The organism is Amygdalobacter indicium, assembly GCF_029101545.1.
GTDB classification, from domain to species: domain Bacteria; phylum Bacillota; class Clostridia; order Saccharofermentanales; family Fastidiosipilaceae; genus Amygdalobacter; species Amygdalobacter indicium.
Genome location: NZ_CP118866.1, coordinates 1331842 through 1354109 on the forward strand (window position 1 = coordinate 1331842; position 22268 = coordinate 1354109).

General features: G+C 34.5%; 17 protein-coding genes, 1 pseudogene and 1 CRISPR repeat array. Of the genes and pseudogenes, 1 reads left to right on the top strand and 17 read right to left on the bottom strand.

What is annotated here, in order from left to right:
* Positions 1-159 precede the first annotated feature (159 nt).
* The 7 genes from PYS60_RS05610 to cas9 all read right to left on the bottom strand — a co-directional run bounded on the left by PYS60_RS05610 (position 160) and on the right by cas9 (position 10445).
* Positions 160-687, bottom strand: coding sequence for a hypothetical protein (locus PYS60_RS05610; protein ID WP_315568344.1), 528 nt, complete (start codon positions 685-687; stop codon positions 160-162).
* Positions 688-1329: 642 nt separating this feature from the next.
* Positions 1330-1842 (bottom strand): hypothetical protein, encoded by a 513-nt coding sequence (locus PYS60_RS05615; RefSeq protein ID WP_315568346.1) that lies wholly within the window; start codon positions 1840-1842, stop codon positions 1330-1332.
* A 120-nt stretch (positions 1843-1962) separates the two neighbouring features.
* Positions 1963-2670: a hypothetical protein gene (locus tag PYS60_RS05620; RefSeq protein ID WP_315568347.1), complete on the bottom strand. Its 708-nt coding sequence runs from the start codon at positions 2668-2670 to the stop codon at positions 1963-1965.
* Between the two features lie 1024 nt (positions 2671-3694).
* A CRISPR array of direct repeats spans positions 3695-4456; the repeat unit is 36 nt; unit sequence GTTTTAGTTCCATTCAAAACAACACTACTCTAAAAC.
* A 90-nt stretch (positions 4457-4546) separates the two neighbouring features.
* Positions 4547-5206, bottom strand: coding sequence for a type II-A CRISPR-associated protein Csn2 (gene csn2, locus PYS60_RS05625; RefSeq protein ID WP_315568348.1), 660 nt, complete (start codon positions 5204-5206; stop codon positions 4547-4549).
* Positions 5199-5519 carry a CRISPR-associated endonuclease Cas2 gene (gene cas2 / locus PYS60_RS05630; RefSeq protein WP_315568350.1) on the bottom strand — a complete coding sequence of 107 codons (321 nt, stop codon included), beginning with the start codon at positions 5517-5519 and terminating at the stop codon, positions 5199-5201. Before cas2 ends, csn2 begins: the two co-directional genes overlap by 8 nt.
* A 4-nt stretch (positions 5520-5523) precedes the next feature.
* Entirely contained in the window at positions 5524-6396 is an 873-nt protein-coding gene (gene cas1, locus PYS60_RS05635; protein ID WP_315568351.1) for a type II CRISPR-associated endonuclease Cas1, read from the bottom strand.
* Positions 6396-10445: a type II CRISPR RNA-guided endonuclease Cas9 gene (cas9, locus tag PYS60_RS05640; RefSeq protein ID WP_315568352.1), complete on the bottom strand. Its 4050-nt coding sequence runs from the start codon at positions 10443-10445 to the stop codon at positions 6396-6398. Before cas9 ends, cas1 begins: the two co-directional genes overlap by 1 nt.
* 327 nt (positions 10446-10772) lie before the next feature.
* Between cas9 and PYS60_RS05645 the strand changes: the two are divergent.
* Positions 10773-10964: pseudogene (locus tag PYS60_RS05645) on the top strand (type I restriction enzyme endonuclease domain-containing protein); the annotation flags it as partial.
* A gap of 210 nt (positions 10965-11174) precedes the next feature.
* Here the strand turns inward: PYS60_RS05645 and PYS60_RS05650 are convergent.
* The 10 genes from PYS60_RS05650 to alsB form a co-directional block, all read right to left on the bottom strand.
* The gene (locus PYS60_RS05650; protein ID WP_315568353.1) at positions 11175-11777 is read right to left on the bottom strand and encodes a hypothetical protein; all 603 of its coding nucleotides are present in this window, start codon (positions 11775-11777) and stop codon (positions 11175-11177) included.
* 590 nt (positions 11778-12367) lie between these two features.
* Positions 12368-14617, bottom strand: a complete 2250-nt coding sequence (locus PYS60_RS05655; RefSeq protein ID WP_315568355.1) for a S8 family peptidase — start codon at positions 14615-14617, stop codon at positions 12368-12370.
* A 6-nt stretch (positions 14618-14623) separates the two neighbouring features.
* The gene (locus PYS60_RS05660) at positions 14624-15661 is read right to left on the bottom strand and encodes an ATP-binding protein (protein ID WP_315568356.1); all 1038 of its coding nucleotides are present in this window, start codon (positions 15659-15661) and stop codon (positions 14624-14626) included.
* 265 nt (positions 15662-15926) lie between these two features.
* Positions 15927-16115, bottom strand: a complete 189-nt coding sequence (locus PYS60_RS05665) for a hypothetical protein (RefSeq protein ID WP_315568358.1) — start codon at positions 16113-16115, stop codon at positions 15927-15929.
* Positions 16116-16411: 296 nt separating this feature from the next.
* The gene (rpiB, locus tag PYS60_RS05670; protein WP_315568360.1) at positions 16412-16870 is read right to left on the bottom strand and encodes a ribose 5-phosphate isomerase B; all 459 of its coding nucleotides are present in this window, start codon (positions 16868-16870) and stop codon (positions 16412-16414) included.
* Positions 16871-16885: 15 nt separating this feature from the next.
* Positions 16886-17812: an allose kinase gene (gene alsK / locus PYS60_RS05675; RefSeq protein WP_315568362.1), complete on the bottom strand. Its 927-nt coding sequence runs from the start codon at positions 17810-17812 to the stop codon at positions 16886-16888.
* Between the two features lie 17 nt (positions 17813-17829).
* Positions 17830-18513, bottom strand: coding sequence for a D-allulose 6-phosphate 3-epimerase (gene alsE / locus PYS60_RS05680; protein ID WP_315568364.1), 684 nt, complete (start codon positions 18511-18513; stop codon positions 17830-17832).
* A gap of 26 nt (positions 18514-18539) precedes the next feature.
* Positions 18540-19520 carry a D-allose ABC transporter permease gene (gene alsC, locus PYS60_RS05685; protein WP_315568365.1) on the bottom strand — a complete coding sequence of 327 codons (981 nt, stop codon included), beginning with the start codon at positions 19518-19520 and terminating at the stop codon, positions 18540-18542.
* Positions 19521-19529: 9 nt separating this feature from the next.
* Positions 19530-21047: a sugar ABC transporter ATP-binding protein gene (locus tag PYS60_RS05690; RefSeq protein ID WP_315568367.1), complete on the bottom strand. Its 1518-nt coding sequence runs from the start codon at positions 21045-21047 to the stop codon at positions 19530-19532.
* Positions 21048-21130: 83 nt separating this feature from the next.
* On the bottom strand, positions 21131-22150 hold the full coding sequence (alsB, locus tag PYS60_RS05695; protein WP_315568369.1) for a D-allose transporter substrate-binding protein: 1020 nt from the start codon (positions 22148-22150) through the stop codon (positions 21131-21133).
* Positions 22151-22268 lie beyond the last annotated feature (118 nt).

The following is a 22268-nucleotide window of genomic DNA, read 5'->3' on the forward strand; positions in this document are numbered from 1 at the left end:
CTGTATGCTGATAAAGAAAAAATTCAAAATCTTAGGCAGTGTGCGAAGCTCCAATTGCTTCGGGCTTTCCGTTCAGATTTTGAATTCAATAAAATGCTACCTCGCAGTCGCGTGTTTGTCAAATAAACTTCAGGGAAAAATAAGCTAAGTTAGCTTAACTTAATCTTCTTTTTTTACGAATTCTATCATACAATCGTATTCATCATCTTCACCATCAAATTCCATTTCGCGTTCAATAAACCAATCCTCCCGCTGCCTATAAATATAATAACTTATTAAGGCCATGATTAAAAAGTTAAAAATTATATTGGCTCCCGTATTTTTTAGAAATAGCAAAAAAGGCTCTTTTGTTACCATCATTGACAAAAGAATATAGACTATGAAGGCGTTAACGAAAGAACATATAGCATTGAGAATTTTCCCAATTAGCAGAGACTTTCTTCGAATAAAGAAAAGTAGAATGTAATACACGAAAGCAGCTAAGCAAGCGAAAAGTAAATCCCAAAAGAATATTGCCCATGGGCCTTCAGCAATAACCTTTGAAATATAGAGATGACTTATCACCGCACCTATTGAAAAAGCGAAAAAAGCATCAAATAAAAGGAATGCTCCTTTGATTGCTCCTTTGATGAATTTTACTAAGAAATAGACAGCAAATACAGTCAAAATAAATACCAAAATTACCATAATTATTCTACCTCACAATCTTATAAGCTTAACGCTTAACACTTAGCTCTTAAAGCTTAACACTTTGATAAAGATAAACCTTACCGTTAGCGTTAGTATAGCATATTTTGATTCGATTGTCTTACTATCTTTTATATTTTTGGTGCTATAACAGGAGCGCACTTGCGTATGAGGGAAAGAGTTGCCGGAAGTACCTTGTGAAACGTCGGCACAAGGATCACCCCCGCGGATGCGGGAAATACTGAAAAAAGTGGCACTGAGGCACAGTACCACTCTAAAAAAGAAAAAAGAAAGGAAAGCAAGCCTTGCACGGCTTGCAAGGTAAAAGCAGTAAATGCTTTGCGCTCATATTACAACAACTTTTTGTTCTTTGCAAAATGAATTTTATGTATAAGCCTAAAGTACAAATAACGGCAAAACGCATCAAAAACCTTTTTAGCCCTAATAACAAGAATCACGCCCACGTATGCGGGAAACACGTATAAAATATACTCCTGTATGCTGATAAAGAAAAATTCAAAATCCTAGGCAGGGTGCGAAGCTCCAATTGCTTCGGGCTTTCCATTCGGATTTTGAATTCAATAAAATACTACCTCACAGTCGTGTGTTTGTCAAAGAAACTTCAGGGAAAAATAAGCTAAGTTAACTTAACTTAATCTTTTTTCTTACTATTATGTAATCATATTCTTCATCATCCAATTCCATTTCACGTTCAATAAACCAATCCTCACGTTGCTTATAAATATAATAACTTATTAAAATGATGAGTAAAAAATTGAATATGATATTGGCTCCCGTATTTTTTAGAAACAGCAAAAAAGGCTCTTTCGTTACCATCATTGACAAAAGAATATAGACTAGGAAGGCGTTAAAGAAAGAACATATAGCATTGAGAATTTTTCCGATTAACAGAAACTTTTTTCGAGTAAAAAAAAGTAGATTGTAATACAATAAAGCAGCTAAGCAAGAGAAAAGTAAATCCCAAAAGAATATTGCCCATGGACCTTCAGCAATGACATGTGAAATATATAGATGACTTATCGCAGCACCTATTGAAAAAGCAAAAAAGCAATCAAATAAAAGTAACGCTCCCTTGATAATTTTCACCAATAAATAGACAGCAATTATAATCAAAATCAATGCAAGAGTTATCATAATATTCAATCTCACAATCTTAATTTTTTTGATAAAGCTAAGCTATACCATGGATATTAGTATACCATTTTTCATGTTATAATATTTGCATCTATACAGAGTAGCAAGCACCACATATGGCTAGCCTATCTTGAAAAGCATTATCATAATTTGCATTTCTTCTACGCTTCGAATACTTCTTTGATTATCACTTCTTTTAAGGCTGAAATCATCGCCCAATACGTTGGATCGTCCTCGCTCTCTATGTTCCATGCCTTCATCCAATTCGGCTTCTCTAATTTCATAAATCTGCTTGCTCGCCTCTGAATTTCCATCAAGTGAGATAGCAGTTTCTTCTCCATGTATAGATCCACTAACATCTCGTATAGGCTCTCCTCCTCGCTCTCTGAAAGGTAATCCAACCTCATGAATGCGTAAATCGGGTTCGGAAATTCCTTCATAAAGCTCGTTTCTTCCTCCAAGCTGTTTAGCGTATTCTCCCTGATTTTCTCCACTATTTCGTCCGTACTCTCCAGTCCGCTGAACTCGTGCGGTTGTGGATTTTTTATTTCTTCCTCTAGTAGCTCCTCGAAGTACACCATTTTCTTCTACCTCCTCGGACTTTTCTTTTATATTATTATATCTCAATCTTTTACCTGTTGCAACTTCTTTTTGAAGCTCTATCTCTTTGCTTTTTAGAAAGGTCAGATTAATAATATTTTCGCTAATATCCGATACACATTTACCAATGCTCACTAAAGATATACTGTCAAGTCTTTGAAGATTTTTTCTTAAAAGCTCATAGTCCATCGGATAACCTAAATTAAATCTTGCAGCTACAGCATACATTGAAAGTTTTACATCCTCACTCAGTCTACCCTTCCCGGCAATAAAAAAGCCTTATAGAAAAACTCTATAAGGCTTAATTGAATAAGAGCTTTAACGTGTTTCGAGCCTAGCGGCATCCCCGCCCACGCTTCGGTCTACCTTAGCTCACAAGGTAGTGCGGTTTCGCTGTCACTGATATTTCTGACCCCTCAGCTCAGGGTAGAGGTACGCACGACCCCAAGATCTCCTGCTTCTGTTTACATCAATTCTACGATAATTAAATCATATTTTTGACGTGGACTTTAGTGTACATTTATAATCACCTACACTTTGGTTTACCTTAGCCCAAAAAGGTAATGCGTTTTCCGATAACTGATATTTCTGACCCCTCAGCTCAGGGTAGAGGTACGTATAACCCCAAGATCTCCTACTTCTGTTGTAATCTTACTTTACCACAAAATTTGCTTTTCAGCATCTCATTCTTCTCGACAATTGTTCGTTATCCGAGAAATGAAATTATCATAGATTAATAGCACTTTGGATTTTTTCTTTGTGCGTAAATAAAACTAAGTTTTGATTAAGAGCCTTCTTCAACATATTCATATATAAGAATTCGTCCGGCATTTGTTGATAATGTCAAAAAGTAGGTTTTCGTATATTTCACTCCCCAAATAACTTTTGATTATTTGCTTCTTAGCCCGCATATACTTGCCTACCGCTAACCTACAAACGGTAAAGTGTTTCTCCGTCACTGATATTTCTGACCCCTCAGCTCAGGGTAGAGGTACAACATAACCCCAAGATCTCTTACTTCTGTTCACATACCTCGTACTTATTTCCAAGGTTACTTACAGTATATCATATGCAAAAATAAATTATTTCAGCAGTTTAGCGGATTATTTATATCTGATTTTTCCGCAAAACAAGCGGCTCCGGCTCTTGCAACGCCATTTTTCCGCCTGGACGAGTATATCAGGCATTTGGAATAACAAATGCAAGGATCACCCCGCGTAGGCGGGAAACACTTGTCGAGTCAACTTTACGTGTTTTAGTTCCATTAAAAATAACACTACTCTAAAACTTCAAAAAACACTGAGTCACCCCTGCGTCTGTTTTAGTTCCATTAAAAATAACACTACTCTAAAACGCAGCTTAAAAGAAAACATCTGTTGCGGCGGTTTTAGTTCCATTCAAAATAACACTACTCTAAAACGATAATAGGTTCAACATAGCCGAACTGTTCGTTTTAGTTCCATTCAAAATAACACTACTCTAAAACTTCAAAAACACTGAGTCACCCCTGCTTTTGGTTTTAGTTCCATTCAAAACAACACTACTCTAAAACTTTCATTGTTTTCTTTTGCAGAAAATTTAAGTTTTAGTTCCATTCAAAACAACACTACTCTAAAACATGATGTTAGAGAGATGGGAAGAGTAACTTGTTTTAGTTCCATTCAAAACAACACTACTCTAAAACCACGATATGGTGTTGTATAAGATGATGACAGTTTTAGTTCCATTCAAAACAACACTACTCTAAAACTAAAAAAGCTTAGTTCTGAGTTCATAATCTGTTTTAGTTCCATTCAAAACAACACTACTCTAAAACAACCTGCAAAGTAAGTGACCCGAGCAAACCGTTTTAGTTCCATTCAAAACAACACTACTCTAAAACCCGAGTGCGGCAAAGGCGACAAGCTAAGCTGTTTTAGTTCCATTCAAAACAACACTACTCTAAAACTTAGAAATGAGGCGATAGCAATAGCAAGATGTTTTAGTTCCATTCAAAACAACACTACTCTAAAACCTCGCAGGCCCAAACGCCAGCGCTCCAAGTACTATTAACTTGAATGGAACTAAACAATAAATTTTCAAGGTTACGAATATATTATACCATCTATTTAAGCAAAAACAAATCGTCATCAAGGTAAATTCCCCTAAATTCAGGGACTTTTCGTGGTTCTAAAAAAAGAATATCCAAGCCATTAAGCGCAATATATTTCTCCAGCTCTTTGATTTCAGCAGTTGTAAAATAGGCCAAACAATTTACAAACACTAATAAATATTTCTTCTGCCAATAAGAATAAACAGAAATAATTTCTTGAATTTTACCAAATACCGTCTCTTCCCGTGCTGCACATTGAACCTCGAAAAACTTAAATATACTCGTTAATTCCGGCACCCGGCTTGTTAAATCCAACTCATGCTCCAATAATTCTTCTTGCAACAAACTATCTAATTCAAATAGAATTTGCTCAATTTTCGCCTTCAATTCAACATTTACTTTAATTTGCCGCTGCAAATCTTCATATATTTTCTTCAACAAAGATACAGAATTTATTTTGTAATTCCAAACATCACTTATTAAAACCACGTTATTAGGCGCAACGTCTTTTTGATCGCTGTAAAATAACTTTAACTCATCGGTCTCAGCTAAATTATATTTATAAAAATCTTCCACCAAGCGAACATAAGCCCTTGTATTTTCAACTGCCAACACTGTCATACCTTTTATGCTTATAGGTTCTTCCAAAAAGTAATAGTTCAAATTAAGCATTTTCATCTCCCAAAATAACGACGCGCTTATTGGAATTAGCCACACTTTTGTCAGTCTCACCACACAAATAAATCATTCGTGCATACTGCTTTTCCGTAACGCTTAAAGCTGTAACTAATCCCTCAGGCGGCTTAGCCTTCTCTAGCCTATTGATAAGCAGATTCTTGCTCGTATCATTTAAAAATATTTTACTGTATACAGAAAACTGGTGCATAATGAATCCTTCCTGTATTAAAAACTTTCTAAAATCGCGATAAGCTCGGCGTTCTTTAGCTGTAACAGTAGGTAAATCGAACATTATTAACAAGCGCATATATCTAAAACTCATAAGTAAATATGGGAATATTTTCCTCAACACCATTTAAAAATTTAATGAAATTACGTACGTACTCTCTAACAATATTAGTTAAATAACACTGTTGCCCGTTATAAAGATAAGTTTCCTCAAACACCGAGAGGAGTTTTGGCTTAAGCAAGCAGAAACTTTCTTCTTTATTTGCAAAGACTATCACATCAATTAAAACCCGAAACGGCTCCATCAAATCACTCGCCAAGTTATAAGGATTAAATTGATTACTGTGCTGTAAGCCTAATTGTAATGCACAACCACAAACTGCAATTTCGCGTGCAAACAACGACAAAATCAAGCTATAGCCGAAATTAAGAGCAGCATTAAGATCGTTGTTTAATTGCCGGGAAAATTGATTGCCGTATAAAGTGGCAAAGTACATTCTCGCTGCATGTGCTTCACAATTAGTAACATCATTAGTCGTAAGAACCTCCTGATATTGCTTAACATTAGCGGCAGCCTCTTGATATCCTGCTTTTAGCAAAAATGAGGACTGATTAGATATCTTTTGTTTAAGAATAGCAATCCAAGCTGCCTCTTTCCTCTCTTGTGCCCAAGATAACTGTTGCCTTAAAGCCAATGAACTGTCGTAACGTGCGCAAAACGGTGTTAATCCGGCTATAGGTAAAGCTTTTTCATCGCAAAAAATTACAGCGATTTTCCAATCAACTAGGCATTTAAGCAACATTGTCGTAATACTTATATTGGTCGTCTCCAAAATAAGACTATCTATTTCAGAGAGATGAATTTGTTCGCTGCGTTCCGCACTCTGATAAAGCAAATGATTATTGCGATAACTTAATTTAGAATGGTTTCGCACCACTACTGTTCGCCACCCCATTAATTTTTCTCCTCTTCTAGCTGTGGAAACGGATCATATATTACCTCTTTTAAGCCACTCAAAGATTGAAAAATTATTCTAAAGCCATTTGTTTGTGATGTAGGCATGCTATTGTAACGTACTCGGTTGCTAGCAGGCTTGTTCTTAGCATTGTTCTTGCTCTTTTCCCCAAGCTTTTTGCAAAACATTGTGCTTAAAATACTGATAGACTTCGCTGCTGTTGTCAATTTCAGCAAATCTATTGTTATATATATAACATCTTTGAAATCTTCTTTCTGATAGTCATAGGCGTTGGCGTTGACCAAATCCTTAGCTTTATTGCTCAACTCTGTACAAATAGATGTCAACAAATCGCGTTTTTGTGACTTAACCAACTTATATTTTTCCAAAAACTCTAAGATACTTTTGTACAAATTATCCAACTGATTCACCTGTTTTTTGAACATTTCCCACAAATACTCATCAACTTCAAATTTTTCTTTTCCTTGGTTATCATCATATATTTTAGATATGCAATAAAGTAATTCCAAGAATTGGGGAAGGAGGACAAATTGTCTGGCATTATGCATTTCTCTCTCGCCGCTTAAATAAAATCTTGGACAATCTTTCCAGCGTAAAGCAGAATTTTTATTGGCATATTCAAATAGCGTATTATATGGTAAAGCTTTTTCTATAACTTTCACTTTCTTACCTTTACCACTTTTCGCCTCCAGATATTGCTGTGGATTTTGCTCATAGATTTTTCTATCTACAATTGGAATTGACTCCAGCTCCAATTTATCGCTTTCTTCATCTTTAACTAAAGCAAAATAAGCATTATTCGTACTCTTGTATCCTCCATACAGTTTTACATTCATGTCCTTTTTTATAGGTATTCTTTTTTCTTTTTCGGTTGATGACTTAGAATATATCGTTTCATCCCAAAATTTGCCACTGGCAAAAGCAGGATGCTTTACAACATTTACTTGACTTTCATTCAATACTTTTATCAAGTTACCCCTATTACTTTCAAGCGACTTTATAAGCTTGTTAATAGTATCTATTTCTTCTTGCTTTTTATCTGAAGCACCCTGCTTAGAATCTTTGTAATAGCATTTATAAGCGTACTTAGACGCATTATTAAGTTTTAAAACAGCAACACCATTCAAATAGGCATCCTGAGCATGATGCATATCGTTCAGTTCTCTAATTTTGTACAAATTTAACTCATTCCGAATATTGCTGACTAATTTAGCATTGGGCATAAAAATTTTTGTGTTTTTAGCACCGTTAAGATCAAATTTAGTGTGCAAATAATCTGCTAAATTCTTGGTAATTTGGCGGGTCTCAACCAATTGTCTTTGGGCGAAATTTTCTTCTTCTCGCTTGCAAAATGCAGGATTAGTAAGCAAATCATATTTTCTTTTGCTCATAAATCCTCTTTGAAGTAGTACTTGCCACAACGGCTTGTTTTGATTTATGATTTTTTCATCAAGCCTTTCAGCCCCTTTATTTTGGTTATTAGCAGTATGGGTTAATACTCTATTATCCAAGGAATTATCCTTAATTTTACAGCGAGGCATTATATGATCAATTTGATAATCATTACCAGTTAAGAGCTTACCAAAGTTTATGTCTTCCCCACTATACAGGTCCTTGCCTTCCTGCAAAAAGTATAAGTAGAGCTTATCGTTGAGCAAGTAACTGGGATTTTTTTCATAGTTTTTCAAATTTTTTTCTAATTGTTCGGGCACCATTTCTTTTGCTTTTTTCAAGCCCTGTAAAATTTTACTTACTTTAGAATAACGAGAATCTGTCTTGACTGTATCTTGATGTTCCCGGGCCATTTCAATTACGACAGTTTTCGGATAGCGGCCCATTACCTTTTTAATCTCATCTATAAGCTTATCGCACAGACGTAAACCACGCTTAACATTAGCACTGACACACAAGGAATTCAGCCATTCTTCCCGACTTAATTGCTGATTATCCAACAACTTTGCATCAGCTATTTCTTTGGCAAAAGGCAATTTTTCATCGCTAATTAATTGCATAAAATTATGCTTGCCTTCCAATAATAGGTCAATAATGTTTTTTCCTTCGTTTGTTGTTCTAATATCATAGATAAGTTTTTTTGACAAATTTCCCCAGCCTTTATAATGTTTAGCCACCAATTTGTCAGCAACTTCATCTTTTATTCCTGCTTCCTTACAAGCTTCTTTAATTTTTTCTTTTCTAATATCTCGGTCCTCAAAGACTGTTAAATATTGAATTATCTTTTCTATAACTTCTAATTTGCCTGTATTGTCCTCTACTTTCAGGAAATCATCATCTATACCGGCATTTTTCAAATCAATATAAGTTGAATATTGCGAATTAAACTTTCCGTCAACACCTCTGATTTCCGGCTTGCTATTTTTGGTTAAATTCAAGTTCTTATTGATAAAACTTTGTAGTTTTTTCTCCGATACTTCCTTATATTGACAAAATAGCCCCTGTATTATTTTTTCTTTGCAGTCTTTATCAAAATAGCGCAATTTATCTTCATCGTTTTTATAACGAACTTTAGTTAATTCATTCAAAATACAAAACTTCTGGTAAATCAAGCTTGCTTTCGGCAAAACACGTTCATTAGGCAAGTATGTATCTTTGCCTACCAATTTATCGATGAAAGCTTGGGCCGTTTTTTCTTTATTAATAGTTTCATTTAAGTTCCATGGAGTTATTTCTTGCTTTATTTGACCGGATTGCTCTTCTTTTACAAGCCAAGCAAAACGACTTTTATTTTTGTTTGCTTGTATTAGCGGTCCAACATAATAAGGTATTTTGCAAGCTAACAATTGCAATATTTTATCTTCATTTTTCTCTAAAAAATGATAGTGCTTTTTTTGCTTTTCTAATATTTCTTTCATTTCCAACCACTGCACCTGATAAGGTATACATGCGTTATCTTTGCAACGTTGTTTTTGTTTATCCAGCTCATTATAGTGAGCAACTTTGGCAGCAGAGAATAACGCCGTTGCCGTTGTAGATGCAGCATGTTGTGGATTAAGCTTTAAAATGTCGATTAATCTGAGGTTAAAAAATAAAGCTTTCGCAGGAATTAACAATTCACTCCATATGCAATTGCTTAATTTCTCCATTTCTATTTCAGCGTCGTCCTTATCAAAAGACAGCTCTATTTTTTCATCGCCTAACGAAAATTTTTCTTTTTTACCTAAAATAAGATTATTTAACTGTTTAAGAATATTTACTGCTTCCTCGATATTTTCTCCTTCTTGTTTACTCAAAGACTCAACAACTTCATCAAATATATCTTTTCGCTTTTTTGCGTCGATTATATTAACATCAAAATCTTTTTCCACTGTAACTTCTTGGAGATTAAACTTGTCACAAAAGCTCCGTAAAAATTCGTTGTATTTTTTACCAATTTGCAAAATGTCTTCTGTTGAAAAATTTTTCGGATCACCAGGCAGCAAAAAGTGTCCTCGATATTTCAAAATATGCGACAATGCCAGAAAAACCAAACGCAAATCAGCTTTATCATCCTTTTCAATTAAAGCTTTACGCAGGTGGTAAATTGTGGGATAGTCCTTATGATATTGCTTCTCTTGCAATTTATCACTAAAAATAGGATATTTATAGCGTTCAGCTTGTTCTTCATCCTTAAAGACATCCGTATCCGACTTGTTTAAGAAACTCTTGTCTAATTTATCAAAAAAGTCAGGGTCAATGTTTTTAATTTCCGGTTCAAATATTCGGCGTAGTTCTCTTAAGCGCCATTTTCTTCGACGTAATCTTCTTCTGGACGCTCTTTTAATTCTTGCACTTTTAGCAGGAGTCTCTTTTGTTCTTTTATTATCTAGAGCTTTTTCATATAATAAGCTCCCCCAAAGGTCTCGTTTTTTCCAGCTTATAATTTTGCCGTCAGTATAGTTGTACACCGCCATTCTTTTCTTAAACAAGCGCATGTCCGATCTAATTACTGCCCAACCGATAGAATTGGTTCCAATATCCAACGCCAAAGTATAATCCTTGTTTTCACATTTTTCTTGTTCTACTTGTTCCATAAGTGCACCTCAGAGAAATATAATGTCCGGCTAATATTGTTGTATTGCATTCTTGCGAATCAATGTTATAATTATAGCGTAGTTCCATTCAAAATAACACTACAATAAAATAAGGTCAGCTTTATAAAGCTGGAACCGTAATCTTGCCGGTCTAATCAACCGGTTGCTGGAATTTCCAGTTATTTAAGACTCAACGAGAAGATTTTCTTGTTGGGTTTTTTATTTGCAAAAGGGCAGATACGCAAGCGGGGAGTTATGTTTGATCAAAAAGAAACTGAATTAAGGTGTATTATTGTCAATGACGAATGCAAATAACTTGCTAAAAAGGTTAAAGAAATCATTGATGCGAAGTATGCCTTTGCTGATTGGCTTAACAACCAAAATATCCACAATCAATTGAAGTTGAATATCAAAATTTGTTTGATTAAAAACGGTTATCCGCCACAGTATAGTCCTGAAGTGTTCACAAAGGTGATAGAGCAGGTAGAAAATTTTGAAGAACACGCACGTGAACTTTAGCAGCTGTTATTTGTATAACTAATCCGTTGTATTTATTGTACTGTTTTCAATCTCACATGATAGTCTCTACTAATCTATGCTAATTTCACACTACCACTGTATTTTTTCTTCAACTCTGAAAGGTAGATAAAACGATGCTATATTCAGCGCTAAACAAAGGAAATCAGCTGCACTAAGGACGTAACAATCGATTTTGAGCTCGACATATTTTTATCCTCGATTGGCATTGCTAATTCTCACATCTTTATCAAGATTATCGATTGCTATTTTCAAATCAACAACGCTTCTTTTTAATTCATCCTCTTTAGAAATATAATTTAGAAAGCTTTTGTACTCTAAAAAATTGATTTCAACTTTTTCAGTATAAACTCTGCTTTTTCTGATTTTAGTATACTTATAATCTATGCTTATCTTCTTTTTTTTGAAATCTTTTATAATGTTAAAAACGTTTACATCTAACGATATAACCCACTTTTGTTCCGGAAAAACGCAAATATTTGTTGATACTTTACTCTTTAAAGCTTCTTGTTTTTCTGCATTTAATTGCCCAATAAACTCTTCATCAAAAATAAGACTTTTAATTTCTAAAGGAACGGTACCTACATTTCTAATAACAATACAAGCTAAAGATGAACGAATTAATTCAAATGATATTTGCATATAAGGGCGAATTTTCTCGCATCGCTCTTTTAGTAATAAAAAAATTGTAATCCAAGAACAGATCAACAGCAAAGCCGATATAAACGTATCCCAAGGGAAACATGTATAATGTCGCTCAAGAGCTACTACTAATCTTTCTAACAATTGCTCCATGCATATAACTCCTTATCTTAATTTTAGTTAATCAGAATCATTAATCGTGCTACAAGAACACTATCTTTTATACATTTACACTGTCACATATTTCATAGCTGTTTCAAAATAGAACTTAAAACCAAGTTATCGCAGCTCAAATAAATTAATAGCCATTAGAACACTAAGCAAATTATATCACAAAGTCATATTCAGCGCTAAACAAAGAAATAAAAGCTCGCTCTCAAGCTCATAGGTCGGATAAAGACCATTTCCCCGCTTAAGTTCATTATTTATGCCTTTTTTTCGAGCCATATATTTCATTTTTCGGAACATTTTCATTTGTGCTTGACAGAAACACCTACCTGCTCTTGACATGCAATTTCACATGAATTATATAATAAATAACTGCTAAGTAGTTGGAATAGCAAACATCTGGGCTCATTAGCAGGAAATTATATCACAGGAAATCTTATTTACAGAGATTTATTCACACACTCACTTCATGCAATGCGCACTATGTAGGCTTTCTTATGTTCCCGCTTAAAGGCTTTCAGTCGGTTTTCTTTTTAATTCTTTACTGAACACTCCTTTCTATCATCTTCGAATATTTATTCAAATTCAACTTCTTCTTCTGCAATATTATAAATATCAATTCTATTTTCAACATCAATTCTATTCACTAACCAGCCTCTAAATAAACACTGTTGTATAAACTCTTGTATTCTATTTACACCATTTACTTCTTTAAGTGTTACTACTAATCCAAATTTAAGATTTTCTCCATCGCCTGTATTTAGACGTTCTTTTGTTTTAACACTTACACCCCATAATCCATTATCTTGCTTTGGCTTTTTTTGTCTACCTGTAGGGGTCTTTATATTTTCTCGAATGTGCTTTACATTATCCCATTTTCTATACAATTTACGTGCAGTACCTTCGTACAGTAATAATAGCCCTTCATCTGATTGTTTGTTATCATTAATCGAATAAATTTTTTCTTTTCCACGCTTAGTTTTGCCCAATTTTCCAAAGTGAATATCCATCTCTGTGTTGGTATAATCGACACCTTGATTTCTCGAGCAGTTAGGGAAATAACATAACGTGGCTTTTGATACAAATGGCTGTTTCCCTTTATCCTCTGGTACGGGAATATTATAATTATATGTGTCAAATTTTTCTGAAATACCATTTATCATAAATTTTATTTCATCATCTGGTGTTTTTACAATATCATTAATATTTACAGGAACTATTCCATATCCTATCAATTGAGGACTATATATATTATCACTCCAACCTGCTGCAGAGTCAATTATTAATGCCTTTGCTAATTCTCTAGTTAGCCCCAATACTTGTATTAAATATGCAAGTTTTCTTGCAATCCATGGTGCGGCAAATGACGTTCCAGAAACAAGTGTTTCTCCCTTTGGAGAACAAGTTCTTATTTTTTTAGTATTATCTCCTCCATAATAACTTACATCTGGTTTATTAAAAAATGACAATACCAAACCTTCTCTTGAATATGTTGCAGGTTTATCATCGAATCCAACTGAATTAACCACTACCGAATTAATAGAATCAGCTGGTGCTCCAATTTTTCTTATATTCGAATTATCTGGCTTATTTGTCCCGGCTACAACGAAAATAACATCATTTTCATATTGAATTTTATCTAAAATAGCTGCTTCTGGAGATATAAAATTATCATTTATTTCCATAAAAGATCCTAACGACAAATTCCATACTTTAACATCTCTATTGGCTACTACAATTTCTTTGATTGCTCTTAATACAGTAAATGAACTAAATGCGCCACTAGTTGCAACTCCAAAATGCTTTACTCTAAAACGTCCACATCCGTCATTTAGATCAGGATTTATATTAGCCCCATCAACCACTATTGATGTTACCATTGTTCCGTGATTATAATCTTCTCGAGATAATGGAATTTCATCATCAAGCATGTTTTTAAACTCAACCCATTCGGAAAAGTATACTTCTTTATCGAACATAGTGTCTATAACCCCAATAATTGGCTCATTACTTGGTTTGGGAATAGACATTACTAAATTTTCTCCTTCTCTGATATCGTCTTTTTCCAAAATAGAAATATCACTCACCGCCATAGAAATCAAATAGGGGGCTTTAGACTTCAATAAATTATACTGATCAGGAGTAAGTAAAAGTGTGGTTTCATCAATGCTTCTGACACTTGAGAAATCTATATTTAATTGATTCATTATATCTGCAGTTTTAGTGCCAGTATCATAAATAGTTATAATAGCATTTTCTTGCAAATCACTGGTATCTCTTTCAACTCCAAACTTTTCTAAATAATAAGCATCTACAACAATACTAACAAATCTACTTTTAGAAATTCCTGATTCACCAGCATTACAAAAAAGGTAATTAAACTTATTAAGATTAATTTCAGAAATATTATTATAAGTTATTTGATTACCAAAATTGTCTTTTATTATAGAAATAACCCTTTCAATATTTCTCGTCGCATCTAATATGGTTTTTTGACTCACGCAATGAGTAATAATGTGTTTTTTTATTTCACCTGTTGTAAATTTTGCCCCGACAACAGAATTATTGTTTTTCTTACTTCCACTTTCTAGTATTCCTTTTATCCTATTACTTTTTGCCACAACATCTGTATAGTAAGCACTTATCAGTGGTTTTATTAACAACTTTTCCTTTTCCCAAAAGGCATTAACTCCTGTCAAATCCCTTTTTAAATTATTTAAACGCTCAACGGTAACAAATTTATCTTTAGGAATATTAGACGGTCCGGGTTTATTTCCAGAATCCTTTTGTTCGAATCTGCCTTTTAATTGAAGAATTTCATTCATTGTAAATTACTCCTTTAATTCTCTTGATACTTGACTTTTCGAAACACCTGTCAAAATTTCTATTTCTCTAACAGTAAATCCTTGATTTTGAAGTTTTTTCAAATTCCTATCTTCATCACTAGAAGCAAATGCATATAACCTTCTTAGATAGTCAAACTCATCATTCGGATTACTAAATGCTAACGATGTCTTAATAATATTCTTTATATCTCCAGGATATGGTATGACTTGCATCAAAGAAATAATTTTTCTGAACAAGCGTATATTTCTCGTAGCATTTTTGAATTTCGATAAATAGTATTTTAATATTACTTCTGATATATCAACCAATTCTTCTCTTGAATATCTATTGAAGTCTATAACAGAATCAAATCTTCGTACTAGAGCTTTATCAAAGTGATTATATAAGTTAGTTGTTGCTATCAACAAAATTTTATCATTTAAACTTTCTAAGCCTTTTAATACTGAAGTTGTAGCTCTTCCCATTTCTCTTAGGTCTTTTGAGTCTGTTCTATCCAGTGCTAAAGCATCAATTTCATCAAATAGTACAACAGCTTTCTCAGGAATAAGCAAATTATTGATTTCATCAAATAGTTGTGCAATATTTTTCCCCGTTTGACCTAATTTACTATCTATTAAAAGAGCAAAATCTACTATAAAAAGCTCTCTTTCCAATATTCGTGCTATATGTTTTACCGTTTCTGTTTTGCCAGTACCTGGTGCTCCTTGAAATAAAAATTTATTTACGCCTATTCCGTGCTCAGTTGCATTTACTATGCCTAAAACATCCGATTTTATTTCCTCAGGTAATGGCAATGGTTCTCCTCCATTTACTTCTACTTTTCTAACAAATTTTAAATCGGCTTCGTTTATTTGCGGAACAAAAGTATTTGCATTAGAAAGAAGTGCCATTATGTATTCCGACAATTGATAATCTCCCAATTTATCAAATTCGTTTGCAATTTGATAAGCTTCATTTCTAAACCCCGAGTCATTACTTTCAGCATAGTATTTTATTAAATTAATGATATTTGCTTTTTTCATTTTTTGTCACCTTGCATGCCCAATTTTTATATTTACATTTTATCACATCTGGGACAACATTTTAAGAATTGGGACGAAATTTAGTATTTTTATTTTTGTATAATTTTACATTAATATGCTATTGGAAAACTAATATAAACTAAAACATCATCAGCATCCATTCAAATAAGTTGTATTAATTTAATACATTCCGGATTTAGGAAATCCGTTTAAAATATTCTAGCACATCCTCGGAAGGGGTAGAGCAAAATGAGATCGTTAGTTGTTATAAAACGCTAAATAATCGTCTATTTGTCTTGTCGTTGACATGTGCTATTGCCGCTCTTAAACCGTATTCGTTCCGGAATTTCAGGCTTTCCAAGCGTAATTTTACGACTTCTTTTTTGCGTAAATTAACTAAATCTTTTTCCGGCATTACACTGGCAGTTTGATAAATTTCCGTGTAAAATAACATATAGTAGATTTCCTATCTAAATATTTTGTCTTTATTTATTTTAACGGAAATCTGCTTTTTCTTGCAGTATTAAATTCGGTTTCCTTTTTTAACTAATACAGAAATCTTCCGGCTGAGAATTGACTATTAATTCAGGATAATTTTGCTCCACTGTCTTTAATAATATACACGAGGGAGCTTAGACCTGCTCAGAACTTTTCAACAAGAAATGACTATACTCGCCTGATTTTTAAGGTAGAAAAAGGCGGAGCTCCTAAAAGCTCCGCCTCCAAGGAGAGAAACACTCTGTCAAAATATTAAAGTTCCGTCAATGTTCCCGAATTTTCAATTTCACTTAACATTTGAACTCTTTTGGCGTGACGGCCGCCTTCGTACTCGGCTTCCAACCAAGCATCTATAATCATTTTTGCTAATTCTATTCCCACGACTCTGGCTCCAAATGCTAAAACATTTGTATTATTATGTTTTTTCGACAATTGAGCTGTATATGGTTCACTGCAAACACAAGCTCTAATACCCTTAACTTTGTTAGCTGCTAATGAAATTCCTACCCCTGTTCCGCAAATCAGAATACCGGCATCAGCTTCACCTTCAACAATTTTCTTTGCCGCTTTATAACCGCTCACCGGATAATCACAACGCTCTTTACCGAAAGTCCCGACATCTACAACTTGAATGTTTTTATCCGCTAAATACTCTTTAATTTCTTCTTTGTAATCATAACCGACATGATCACTGCCAATAACTATTTTCATAAGTCACCTCTCATATTATCTATAATTTACATCTTTTAATCGTTTATAAGCATATATTCCTGCGCCGATAACACCGTTAATTTGAGTCGGATGCGAATACTTAAGCAGCATATTTTTTTCAGGATAAGGCTTTCTTGTAGAAGCATGAATTTCTCTTTCAAAGTCTGAAAAAGGAAAATATCCGTCCATAAGCAATCCGCCGCCGAGAATAATGCATTCCGGATCAAAAATATTTGCCTGTAACGCAACTGTTTGTGCCATTCCTTTAATGAAATTGCATACTTCCGGCGTGTTACTCTTTTTCAAGAAAATTTCATTTAACTCGGTTTGCGGAAAATTTGCATTTCTCAACTGTACCAATGCTAAACCGGAAATTACCGTTTCCAAGCAACCGATATTTCCGCAAGTGCATTTATTACGGTTGCCATATACAGGTAAATGACCCAATTCCGAAGCTACACCGTTATGTCCCGTCAGTATTTTTCCGTTTATCATCACAGCATTGCCTACACCTGTGCCGAAATAGATACCGCAAACATCTTGATAATCATTAATATCAAGTTCGTTCATATCGTACAAAAGCAAATTATTAGTATCTTTATTTACGTACACTGTACAATTCAATTCTCTTTCCAACAAGTCTACTGCGTCGAAATTATCACTTATATTTTTGATATTCGGCGTCTGAATAACTGTTTTTTTATCACGACTTATAGTAGAAGGAAATCCTATGGAAACAGCAAGTAAATTCATGTCCTTTAAATTTCTCAGAAGATAAGCTTTAATAAAGTTGCTTATATTTATAGATGCATTTAAATCTTTACTAAAAACTTTTTCTGTAGGAAATATCTCAAATTCAAGGACCTGCAAATCTTCGGTGATTAATCCTATCCTGCAATTCGTTCCGCCTACGTCCATTCCCAATACAACATTTTGTGTCACTGATTCTTCCTCCATATTTATAATTTTACACCCGTTTCCTCCATAAATATTTCCTTTGCTTTTTTACATGCTTTTCTTAAATCCGGGTCTAAGGAAAATAAACCTGAACTTCCCAAAACATAGCCGTCCGCTCCGGCAAGATGTAATTTCCCGAACGTGTTTTTATTACATGAACCGTCAATCATTATCTTAAAATTCAGGTTATTCATTTCTCTAAATTTTTTTGCTTCTCTTATTTTATCCAACATTTCCGGAATAAAAGGTTGACCTGCAAATCCTACATCTACAGTCATTATTGTCAAGTAATCTATTTTACCGAGATATTCTCGACAATATGTTAACGGGGTTGCAGGATTCAACGTAACTCCCGCTTTACATCCTTTTCCTTTAATTTTATTTATTATTCTGAATGCATCACTATTTATAGTTTCAGCGTGCGGACTGATAATTTGTGCGCCGGCAGCAGCGCAGGAATCGATCCAATCATTGGGCGTAGTTGTCATAAGATGTATATCCATAGGCTTTTTAGCAATAGCTCCTATTGCTTTCACTATATCCGGGCTTAATGTTATATTTTTACAAAAGTGGCCATCCATAATGTCCATATGATAACCGTCAAACTCTTCATTTAATACCTCTATTTGAGCGGCAATATTTAAAAAATCCATACACATTAAACTTATTTTGAAAAATGGTTTCATAATAATTTTTCCTTTCCGATAATAAACTAATTTTTACGACTTGCGCCGAAAAATCTGTCAAGAGTAACAGCTATTATTAACAGACATCCCATTGCCAATTGTTGATAATAACTTGAAACACCGCACATATTTAAGCCGTTATTAATTACACCGATAATTAATCCGCCGATCACAACTTTAGGAATTTTACCTACACCTCCGAAAAATGATGCTCCGCCGATTATTACAGCCTCTATTGCGAATGTTTCATAACCGGTCCCGGCATTAGGTTCAGCAGCAGCTAATCTGGCAATATTGACCATTCCTGCCATTGATGCACATAAACCGGAAATTATAAAAGCAATAACTGTATGTTTACTTACCGTAATGCCCGCATACCAGGCAGCTTGAGGATTTCCGCCGATTGCATATAAATTTCTGCCGCATTGCGTTTTCTTAGTAAAATACGTCAATACTATGGCGGTTATGAGTGCAATCAATACCGGAGCGGAAATAAAGCCTACACTTCCACCTACAGTTCTGCTGAATGTTATAGGCAAATTTGATACTGCCCTTGCGCTTGTAATTATATAAACTATACTTCTTAAAATAGCTTGTGTACCTAAAGTTATAATAAACGGCGGCAACCCTGTAGTTGTTACCAAAAGTCCGTTAACCAATCCCACAAACACACCTAAAACTACTATACCTATGATAATTGCCGCTAACGGATGCATTCCGAAATCCGACATAAGCTTAGCACAAACAGCACCCGACAAGGCCATAATAGAACTGACACTAAGATCAATACCGCCTAACAAGATGGCAAAAAATTCTCCTAAGCCGAGTAAAATCGTAATGGAACTTTGCTCTAAAATTTTCAGCATATTACTACCTGTAAAGAAACTGCTGAAACGCATAATGCCGAAAACCAGAGTCATAATAATTAATATTGAAATAGTACTGTACCTATCCCAAAATTCTCCAAAACCTTTTTTCTTCTTTTTGTTCACGCTTTCGCTGCTCATATTTTTCTCCTATATTATTTCTTTTGTAGCTGCTTTTACCAATTTTTCTTCTGAAGCTTCATTTATAGGAAATTCTTCAGTTATCTCCCCGCCCCGCATCACAATTATTCGATCGCACAGTCCTAATAATTCAGGCATTTCACTGGAAACAACAATTATTCCTATACCTTCATCCGCCAATTTTCGCAACAATTTATAAATTTCACTCTTAGTTCCGACATCGATTCCCTTAGTCGGTTCATCAAAAATAAGCACTTTCATTCCTGCTGCAATCCATTTGCCGATAATTACCTTTTGTTGGTTGCCGCCTGAAAGATTGGCAGTTAGCTGTTCTGCATCAGCCCATTTAATTTGTAACGTTTTTCTTTCTTCTTCAGCCATTAAATTTTCACGCCGGTCATCAGTTTTGCCCCAGATCCCGTCAGCTTTAGATAATTTAAGCTGATTAGCTATAGAAATATTTTTTCTATTGCTGAAATTGCCGAAAAATCCGGTTTCTCTTCGATTTTCTGTAAGCATACCTATGCCCTGCTTTAATGCTGTATAAGGATTTTTTATAGTCAATTTTTTACCATATAAAATAACTTCACCGCTGACAATCGGAGCTGCTCCGAACACCGCATCCATCAATTCACTTCTGCCGGCTCCGACCAAGCCGGAGAATCCCAATATTTCTCTTTTTCTCAGTCTGAACGACACGTTATTTACTTTTTTATCTTTTCTTGTCAAAGATCTAACTTCAAAAATTGTTTCTCCGAAAACTGCCTCTGCATTCTGATAATTTTTCTTTATATCTCTACCGACCATCAATCTTGTCATATCATCTGTTGATAAGTCTTTTACGGGATATGTACCGACATAATTGCCGTCTTTCAAAATCGTAATTCGATCACCTATTTCTTTTATTTCTGAAAGCTTATGTGAAATAAAAACGATTCCTTTGCCTTCTTTTTTCAGTTTCCGAATAATTGCAAACAGTTTTTTTACCTCTTCTTCCGTTAACGATGACGTAGGCTCATCCATAACAATTACCTTGGCATTGAATGATACTGCTTTGGCAATTTCAACCATTTGTTTTTCGCCTATACCCAATTCTCCCAAAAGTGTTGTCGGTTTGTATGCTTGTAAATTAACCTGTTCAAGCAGAGCACTTGTTTCATGATTAAGTTTTTCATAATCAATATCGCTGATTAGACCTATTTTATGTAGCGGTAAACGCCCCATAAAAATATTTTCTCTAATATCCAGCCAATTAACTACACTCAATTCCTGATAAATTATGCTTATCCCTCCCATTGCTGAAATATGAGGTGTAAGTCTTTTATAAACTTTTCCATTCAATTCTATGGTTCCGCTGTCAGGTTGATATACGCCACTTAAAACTTTCATCAAAGTTGACTTACCTGCACCGTTTTCTCCTAATAAAACATGAACTTCGCCGGCTTTAACTTCAAAATTTATTCTATTTAAAGCGGTAACTCCGCGAAAAGTTTTTGTTATGTCCTGCATTGAAACAACAGTTTCCACGACTCTTCTCCTTACATAAATGTACCGAGATTCAAAATACTGCAGGCGGGTTATACCGCCCGCAGTAAGTGTTTAATCAATTCTTATTTAAGAAATTTCTTAGCATTATCTTTAGTAATCAAAACCGCTTTAATACCGATTTGTTGGATTTCTTTATTCGCTGTAATTCCTTTTTTAACAGCTGCAATCATTTCTTCCAAGGCTCTTGCGCCGACTTCTTTAGGATTTTGTGCAACAGTTGCCGCTAATATACCGTCCGCTACTGCTTTTATAGCGTCATCGTTACCATCTGTTCCACATACTTTAATGTCTTTACCGGACTTTTTCACAGCTTCAACAACACCCATAGCCATTGTATCGTTGCAGCAGTAAATAGCTTTCACATTTGGATGTGCACTTATAATATTAGTTGCAACGTCCATAGCTTTGGTCCTATCCCAATCAGCCGGTTGACTGTCAACAATTTTAGCACCTGCTTTTTCAAAAGCTGCTTTAGCTCCGTCTCTCCGCTGCTCTCCGGATAATGCTCCTGCCTTACCTTCAACAATTGCAACTTCTATTTCATTTTTACCCACTTGCTTCAAAAGTTCCTGAGCACCTGTTTTTCCAACTTCTTTGTTATCTGTAGCAACGTATGAATACAACGAGCCGCCCAATGCACTCAACGCTTTTGTATCGATTTTCTCATCAACATCCACAAATATAATTCCTTTTTTACAGCCTTCCGCTATGGCATTATTTAAGTTCACATCTGATATAGGGGCCACACCTATAGCTTTATATTTTCCCGTACTGATAAAATTTTCCAAAACTTGGACTTGTCCTTCTACATCATCCTCTGTATTTCCTGATTGAATATCAACAGTAACACCTAACTCTTTAGCTTTTGTCTCAATACCGGATTTCATATCCTGCCAGAATTGACTTGACTGAGTTTTCAAAACAACAGCATACTTTTCTGCGCCCTGCATAACAGCAGCAGTAGTGGTAGCACCGGTCTTTTCCTTGGATTTTCCGGAATCTTTTTTCAAACTACAGGCAACTAATGATGTTGCAAGTGTTGCTGCAAATAATACTAAAAACATTCTTTTTAACCGTTTCATAAATCGCCTCCGCAATCTTGAGTAAATTAGAGTAAACATTTACTCTTGTTTTTCCTTAGCATATTTCTCACTCATTATAATGTCAAAGAATTTATGCACATTTCTATATAATATTGAG

Coding starts and splice junctions, on each gene's coding strand:
- cas2 (WP_315568350.1), bottom strand. CDS start 5,519: ATGCGCTTGTTAATAATGTTCGATTTACCTACTGTTACAGCTAAAGAA.
- csn2 (WP_315568348.1), bottom strand. CDS start 5,206: ATGCTTAATTTGAACTATTACTTTTTGGAAGAACCTATAAGCATAAAA.
- cas9 (WP_315568352.1), bottom strand. CDS start 10,445: ATGGAACAAGTAGAACAAGAAAAATGTGAAAACAAGGATTATACTTTG.
- alsB (WP_315568369.1), bottom strand. CDS start 22,150: ATGAAACGGTTAAAAAGAATGTTTTTAGTATTATTTGCAGCAACACTT.
- PYS60_RS05610 (WP_315568344.1), bottom strand. CDS start 687: ATGGTAATTTTGGTATTTATTTTGACTGTATTTGCTGTCTATTTCTTA.
- PYS60_RS05660 (WP_315568356.1), bottom strand. CDS start 15,661: ATGAAAAAAGCAAATATCATTAATTTAATAAAATACTATGCTGAAAGT.
- PYS60_RS05650 (WP_315568353.1), bottom strand. CDS start 11,777: ATGGAGCAATTGTTAGAAAGATTAGTAGTAGCTCTTGAGCGACATTAT.
- alsE (WP_315568364.1), bottom strand. CDS start 18,513: ATGAAACCATTTTTCAAAATAAGTTTAATGTGTATGGATTTTTTAAAT.
- PYS60_RS05665 (WP_315568358.1), bottom strand. CDS start 16,115: ATGTTATTTTACACGGAAATTTATCAAACTGCCAGTGTAATGCCGGAA.
- PYS60_RS05655 (WP_315568355.1), bottom strand. CDS start 14,617: ATGAATGAAATTCTTCAATTAAAAGGCAGATTCGAACAAAAGGATTCT.
- PYS60_RS05615 (WP_315568346.1), bottom strand. CDS start 1,842: ATGATAACTCTTGCATTGATTTTGATTATAATTGCTGTCTATTTATTG.
- PYS60_RS05620 (WP_315568347.1), bottom strand. CDS start 2,670: ATGTATGCTGTAGCTGCAAGATTTAATTTAGGTTATCCGATGGACTAT.
- rpiB (WP_315568360.1), bottom strand. CDS start 16,870: ATGAAAATAGTTATTGGCAGTGATCATGTCGGTTATGATTACAAAGAA.
- cas1 (WP_315568351.1), bottom strand. CDS start 6,396: ATGGGGTGGCGAACAGTAGTGGTGCGAAACCATTCTAAATTAAGTTAT.
- alsC (WP_315568365.1), bottom strand. CDS start 19,520: ATGAGCAGCGAAAGCGTGAACAAAAAGAAGAAAAAAGGTTTTGGAGAA.